The sequence below is a fragment of the Frankia tisae genome, assembly GCF_025403405.1.
Classification (GTDB): Bacteria; Actinomycetota; Actinomycetes; order Frankiales; family Frankiaceae; genus Frankia; species Frankia tisai.
In genome coordinates, this window is record NZ_JANEZT010000349.1 from 1 (window position 1) to 6,985 (window position 6,985).

Genomic DNA, 6,985 nt, shown 5'->3' on the forward strand with positions numbered 1-6,985 from the left:
AGTGTGTATAAGAGACAGGAGTTGGACTGTGGCCAGCCGCCGTCCGGGCGGGTCCGGCGTGCCGGTGGTGGGCGTAGGCAGGCGCGGGAGAAGGATCCGCGGCTGGTGGGCGCGTTGCTGGCACTGGTCGAGCCCGATCAGCGCGGGGATCCGGAGTCGCCGCTGCGGTGGACGGTGACATCGACCCGCGTGCTGGCGGCGGAGCTGACCCGGCAGGGGCATCCGGTGGGCGCGGACACGGTCGCGGCCCTGCTCAAGGCTGAGGGGTTCAGTCTGCAGGGCACGTCGCGGACGACCGAAGGCACCCGCCATCCCGACCGGGACGGCCAGTTCCGCTACATCAACGACCGGGTGAAGGAGTTCACCGCTGCGGGACAGCCGGTCATCAGCGTGGACACGAGGAAGAAGGAAGTCCTCGGTGACTATGCGGTCGCCGGCCGGGAGTGGCACCGCAGCGGGCAGCCGGTGCCGGTACGAACTCATGACTTTCCCGAGAAGAACGCGCAGAAGGCGGTGCCCTACGGCGTCTACGATCTCACCGCCGACACCGGCTGGGTGGCGGTCGGCTGTGACGGGGACACCGCCGCGTTCGCGGTGGCGACCCTACGCCGCTGGTGGGACGGGGAAGGCCCATATCGCTACCCGCAGGCGAACAGGCTGCTGATCACCGCCGATGCCGGTGGGGCGAACGGCTACCGGGTCATGGCGTGAGCCTGTCACGCCATGACACGCCCCCGGGCGTGGAAGACCCAACTGGCCGCCTTCGCCCACACGGCCGGTCTGGAGGTGACCGTATGCCATTTCCCGCCGGGAACCTCGACATGGAACACGATCGAGCACCGGCTATTCTCCCGGATCAGCACGAACTGGCGGGGATGCCCGCTGACCCCCGAGGTCGTGGTCAACACGATCGGGGCGACCACCACCCGCACCGGGCTGACCGTCCACGCCGAGTTCGACCCCGGCGCCTACCCCACCGGCATCGTCGTGCCCGACGACGTCATGGCCACCTTGGCGTTGACCGCCCACGACTGGCACAGACAGTGGAACTACACCCTGCGGCCACAGCCGCCGGCGCCGGCTGTCGTCCCGCGCTATGAGGAACGCACCCAGCCCGACGACCGGGCTCCCGACTGGCTGCACCACCCGACCATCACCGGCATGAACCCGGGCGGGTTCGCCGCCCTGCTCGCCTCCGTCGAGCGGTACATCCTCGACCACCCGCCGATCAGCCTGCACCACATGCACGCCCGCCAGCGCATCCTGCGCCGCGGTCCGTTGTCGCTGTCCGACCGGCTGCTGGTCACCGTGATCCGCCACCGGGGGAAGACCCAGCACCAGGCACTCACCCGGCTGCTGGGCGCACCCAGCGGCGCCGTCGGCGACGCGATCCACGAAATGACCTCCGTCCTCGCAGGCCTCGACCGGCGCATTCCACCCGCACCGATCACCGCAGCGGCCGCGCAGAACCTCACCAACCTGATCGACAAAAGCAACATCAAACCCTGAAGTAATTTTCCGGCGGCTCCCTCGGGCGAACCCCCCGCACATCCCACCCCCGTGTTTTTGGTCAGCAAAAGCTCAAGCACGGAGGGCGGGCGGTGGCGCGGCCGTGGCGGCGCCGGCGGCGATCAGCTCGTCGATCGTTTCGCGGGCGATCCCGACTTCGGTGAGCACCTCGATCGTGTGCTCGCCGAGTACCGGCGGGGGCAGATGCAGCTGGGTCGTCAGGTCACCCAAATCCCACAGTGCGCCCGGCTGCTCGAAGCCGCCCCAGTCGTGGTGGGGGTAGCGGGCAATCAGGCCTGCGGCGTCGTTGTCGGCCGAGTCGAAGAACGCGTCGCGCTGGTCGAGCCGGACCTCCTCTGCCGCCACACCCGCCCCGGCGAGCAGATCGAGCACCTCACCGGCCGGGCGGACGGCAGCCGCCGCCGCGAGCTCCGCCGTACTCCCGCAACCGAGCGCCTGGCAGGCCGCCGCGACGTCGCTGTCAGCGGTCGCGGCCATCGCGACCCACCCCTGCGCGCAGGCCAGCAGGCGCCGTCCCGGTGTCGTGGTCAGCTGCGCCTGGTCGAGCATCGGCACCGGGACGAGGGTGCCGTCTGGTCGCAGGTAGGTCTCGCTCGTGGTGAGCACCCCGGCACCCAGCAGGGACGCGGCGACCGAACTCGCCCGACCGGTCCGGTCCCGGGCTAAGACCGCCCATAACGTCGCGGCCGCGGACGACAGCGCGCACTGGTGGTCCATGAACCCGAAGCGGTGCCACATCGGCGGGTTGCCCTCGCCGCCGCCCATCCGCTCCCATCCCAGCGACGACTGGAACAGCTGGTCGTAGCCGGGCCAGTTGGCGCGTGCGCCGTCCGGACCGTACGAGCTCGTGTGACAGAACACCACGTCCGGATTCACCGCACGGACGGCCTGCTCGTCCAGGCCGAGCCGGCGGGCGGCCGGGAGGCGCAGGTTGTGGTGCACGACGTCGGCCCAGCGCAGCAGGGCTTCGACGGCCGGCCGGGCGGCCTCGGACTTGAGGTCGAGGGCCACGGCGCGCTTGCCGCGCTGGCAGCCGACAAACGGCCAGTCGCCCCAGCGGCCAGGTTCGCCGGCCACCGGTTCGACCTTCACGACGTCGGCGCCCAGGTCGGCGAACAGCATCGGCGCGAACGGCCCGGCCAGGAATGCGCCGAAGTCCAGCACCCGTAAGCCCTGGAGCGGGAAACGCAGCGACTCGACCGGCCCGCCCGCGGCGGAGTCTGCGTCGGAGTCTGCGGCGGCGCGGCCGCGGCCGCGGTCGGTGGCCGTGCTGCGGGGCGTCCAGTGCCTGGCGGCCACGTCCTGGTGCTCACCGAGGCGGGGGGCCGGACTGCGGACGGTGGCAGGCGGGTCCAGCGTGACCGGATGGCCGGGCACGGTGATGCGGCCGGTCTCGGGGTCGTCGAGCTGTGTGACATACCGGTTGGCCTTCGCCTGCTCGTCATCGAGGACCGCGCCGAGCGGCAGCACGGGCTGGGCCGGCCGGTCGTTGGACCACAGCTCGGCCAGCCACTCGGCCGCGGGCCGGCGGCGGAACGCCTCGACGTTGGCTCCCCAGTTCGGGAACGCTCTGGCCATGATCCCCGCGGCGTGGCGCCGGTTGGCCTCGGCGACCGCGTCGGCACCCATCTCGTCGAACACCCGCTTCGTCAACGGCAGGTCGTCGGGGGACGGCGGCATGACGTGGATCCATTCGCCGTCGGCGCACTCGAACAGTGGTGTCACCGCCCCGTCCTTGGGCATGCCCGCCGCGAGCAGGGCCGACGGCGCCTCGGCCCGGTGCCAGTGCATCATCATCGGCACGAGCGCGCCCTGGACGAGGCTGGTGTGCACCGGCCCGCCCCGGCCGGTCCGCCCCCGTGCCACCAGCCGGGCCGCGATCCCGGTCGCGCACAGCCACATGGCCCCCCAGCTGCCGAGCGGGAACCGGACGTGGACCGGCCCCGGCCGGTGCCCCTGCTGCTCGTCGAGGATGCCCAGTCGCGCCAGCGCCAGCAGGTCGTCAACCGGACGGTCCGCGTCGACGTGGTTGGCCGGCCACGCGAGTACCGACGAGACGACCAGCGCGGGGTAGCGGCTGCCGACAGTGGCGTCGTCGAGGCCGAGCCGGGCCGCCGTCGTGGGACCGTACGAGTGGACGAGCACGTCGGCGCCGCGCAGCAGCTCGTCGAGCCGTAATCGCCCCTCGGGGGATTCGACGTCCAGCACCAGCGACTGCTTGGAACGGGCCCAGGTACGGAAGCCGGGCAGGGCCCGGTCGGGGTGGCCGCCGGGCGGCTCGACCAGGACGACGTCCGCGCCCGCCTCGGCCATCAGCATCGTCACCGTCGACCCGGCGACACCGGTCGACAGGTCGACGACCCGGATTCCGTCGAGCAGTGGTTCTGGCATGCGGGCTCCCCTTTTTCTCGGGCTCTTCTCGGACGCGGGTGTCACAGCCGGCTGGTCAGACAGTCGGGCGCGTAGTCCCAGGACTGGTCACGGGTCGCGGCTGGCGAACACCGGCTGGCTGGGGTCGAGCCCGGCCAGGTGGCTGGCCCCGGCGAACAGGTCGTCGCTGGCGCGGCGGAAGTCGAGGGAGTCGATGAAGCGCATCAGGCGGGGCATGTCGTCGTGGTCAGTGTCGCCGAACCCCTCGCCCCGCAGGTAGTCCGGCATGATCGTCACGTAGCCCTGCCCGGCGAGCCGCCTGGCCACGTCGACCATCTCGCTGGTCAGACCCCATGCTCCGGCGCCGACGACGACCGCGGGATAGGTTCCCGGCGCCGTCGGCCAGGGTAATACCGCCGTGACGTCACCCGTGGCGGTGGGTAACGACACGTACGAGAGCTGTACGTCCGGTTCGGATTCAGGCAGTGTCGGATACATCCGACACACCCCCAATCTCCAGGCGTTCGGACAACCAGTCGACACTGCGACCTATCGCCGACGCGTAGCCTTCGCCCTCGATGGCGGGCCCGAGGACCTCGATCTCGAACAGGCCTCCACGACGAGTACCCGAAAAGCAGCCCGCAGTCTAAATCAGCTTGATAGCGACTGTCCGGATTCAACGAGGCACATCACCCCGGTGAGCCGCTCGGACTCCTCCCAGAGCCGACGCTGCCGGCCGAGGTCGCGGGCGTGCGCGCTGAACCCGGTGACGACGGGTGGACCGGAGCTGTGGAACAGGCCGTCAGGACCGTAGTACTCGCCGCCGCGGGCATCCGGGTCGACCGCGGCCCGCACCGGTGCCCACGCGCCGGTCTGCGAACTCTGGATGAGCCACGACATCACCGGTGCCATCCGCGCCCCCATGAACACCCGGACCGGGGGCGGGAGGTGGCGGGCCAGCTCGGTTCGGGCGATGCCCGGATGCGCGGCCACCGCGATGGTCGACACGCCGGCCTGCGCGAGGCGGCGCTGCAGGTCGAGGGTGAACATCACGTTGGCGAGCTTCGAGTCCGGGTAGGGCCGGCGGGAGCGCCGCTCTCCCGACGGCAGGCTGTGCGGGTGCTCGACGTCGATGCGCCCGTATCGGTGCAGGAGGCTGGTCACGGTGACGATTCGGGACCCCGCTGTCGCCAGCAGCCGGTCGAGCAGCAGACCGGTCAGGGCGAAGTGGCCGAGGTGGTTGATGCCGAACGTCGGCTCGAAGCCGTCCTCGGTGTGGCCCGGGGGTGGGCGCATCACCCCGGCGTTGTTGATGAGCAGGTCCAGGCGCGGGTGCGCCGCCCGGATCCGTTCGGCCGCCGACCGCACGGAGGTGATCGAGGCGAGATCCAGCTGCTCCACCCGCACATCCGGCTCCACCCGGCGGTACGGCGTGGGGGCACCGGCGCGGATCCGTGCCGCGGCCCGTCGGGCCCGGGCCACATCGCGGCAGGCCAGGACGACGGTGGCACCGTGCTCGGCGAGCACCCTCGCCGTCTCGAAGCCGATGCCGGAGTTGGCGCCGGTGACGACGACGGTGCGTCCACGCTGATCGGGCACGTCGGCCACGGTCCAGCGCGCGATGTCAGTGCTGCGAACTTTCATCACTTCCCTGCAGTCGGGGTGGTCAAGGTGGCGGAAGTGGTCGAGGTGGTCGAGCCGCCGGTCACCGCGGTTCCAGCAGGACCAGGGGGATCACCCGGGCCGTCTTCGTCTGGTAGCCCTCGTACCGGCGGCTGCCGGCGATGACGCGAGGCCACAGCTGGTCGCGTTCCGCCGGCGTGGCCGCTCGGGCCGTCATCGGCTGCCACGGGCCGCCCCTGACCCGCACCGCCACCGCCGGATTCGCACGGACATTCAGAAACCAGTCCGGATGATGATCATCGCCGGCCCGCGACGCGACCAGGACGATGGTCGATCCCTCGCGCAGCGGCGAGGTCACCATGAGGGTGTGGGGGTTACCCGTGCGTCGCCCCGTGGTGGTCAGTTCCAGGACCGGCATCCCACCCGCCCGCCATCCGAGCCGGCCACGGGTGACCTTCAGAAGAACCCGATGCAGAGTGTTGAGCAGCCTCAGTGTCCGAGTGCTCGGCATGCCTCGCTCCTCGTTTCATCCTCGCCCTGTTCCGGCTTTCCGTACCCGGCCGGTCCCGGCGTGTGCCTGCCCGGATGCCCCCCTGAATACTGCCGTTGGACAAGGTGGGCGGCGACCCCGGCGGCTCTCCCCCGCCGACCGGCCGCTCAACGCCGGGTACCCGGTACCGGGTACCCGGTACCGGGTACCCGGTACCGACCATCCGCCGAGTACGGTCGGTCACTCGGCTTCCCGGCAAACGTCCCGGTCCGCGGCACCATACCGGACAAGTCGTACCGAATTCCAGCCCAGCCCGGCCGAACAGGGAGCCGCATTCAGCACCAACCAGACATCACCAATCCAGGTAATTGCCGGTTACCGGCCCAGCAGGAATTCCAGGTACGTACCTCCGCCCGTCGGCCAGCGAGAAGAGCGACCTTTCCCGGAAACAGCAGCGACACAACACTGTGATCCGGGCCGCGGTGAAGATCGGGTCGACCACCCCAGAACGGGGAGGCGGTGGCCCCGAACGGGACGCACCTGCCCTCCGGCACCCGCGCGCCATCCGTGCAGTACTGCGGGCCGATGGCGGGCCGGTGGCAGCGGGCCGGATCGACCAACGGCTGTCGGCTCGCGGACGCGATCGGTGTCAAGGAAGTCACAACCGTGGTTCGCCAGGTGCCCCCCACAGCCCCTTGAGCTGGGAAATCCCCGCAATGTCAACCATGCCAGGCGGCATGTGCGGATTGCGCACGCAGCTCACCACATCGACACATCAGGGGTGGCCCCCTGCCATCCCGGACGTGGCGTCGCGTACCGTTTTAGCTTCCCGCATGATCGCCGATCCGGGGATGTTTCCCCCAAGGAGCTCATGTCTCTGCCGACGGTTCACTCGACCGCGAGCCGGCGCTTGCGAGTCCACCCCCGCGTCCATCCGTGGACCCGCCGGGTTCCGCGCCCGTGAGCGACACA

At 70.8% G+C, this 6,985-nt stretch carries 4 protein-coding genes and 1 pseudogene; 1 reads left to right on the forward strand and 4 read right to left on the reverse strand.

Annotated elements, in window-relative coordinates; genetic code table 11:
* Window positions 1–1,509, forward strand: a pseudogene (locus NBZ85_RS25015) (ISAzo13 family transposase); the annotation flags it as partial.
* 72 nt (window positions 1,510–1,581) lie between these two features.
* Here the strand turns inward: NBZ85_RS25015 and NBZ85_RS25020 are convergent.
* The 4 genes from NBZ85_RS25020 to NBZ85_RS25035 all read right to left on the reverse strand — a co-directional run bounded on the left by NBZ85_RS25020 (window position 1,582) and on the right by NBZ85_RS25035 (window position 6,034).
* A complete protein-coding gene (locus NBZ85_RS25020) occupies window positions 1,582–3,921 on the reverse strand; it encodes a CoA transferase (RefSeq protein WP_261555130.1) in 2,340 nt (779 codons plus the stop codon).
* Between the two features lie 87 nt (window positions 3,922–4,008).
* Window positions 4,009–4,398: a dienelactone hydrolase family protein gene (locus NBZ85_RS25025; protein WP_261555129.1), complete on the reverse strand. Its 390-nt coding sequence runs from the start codon at window positions 4,396–4,398 to the stop codon at window positions 4,009–4,011.
* A 153-nt stretch (window positions 4,399–4,551) separates the two neighbouring features.
* On the reverse strand, window positions 4,552–5,544 hold the full coding sequence (locus tag NBZ85_RS25030; protein ID WP_261555128.1) for an oxidoreductase: 993 nt from the start codon (window positions 5,542–5,544) through the stop codon (window positions 4,552–4,554).
* A 61-nt stretch (window positions 5,545–5,605) separates the two neighbouring features.
* Complete coding sequence (locus tag NBZ85_RS25035) at window positions 5,606–6,034, reverse strand: nitroreductase/quinone reductase family protein (protein WP_261555127.1); 429 nt, start codon at window positions 6,032–6,034, stop codon at window positions 5,606–5,608.
* Window positions 6,035–6,985: the final 951 nt, after the last annotated feature.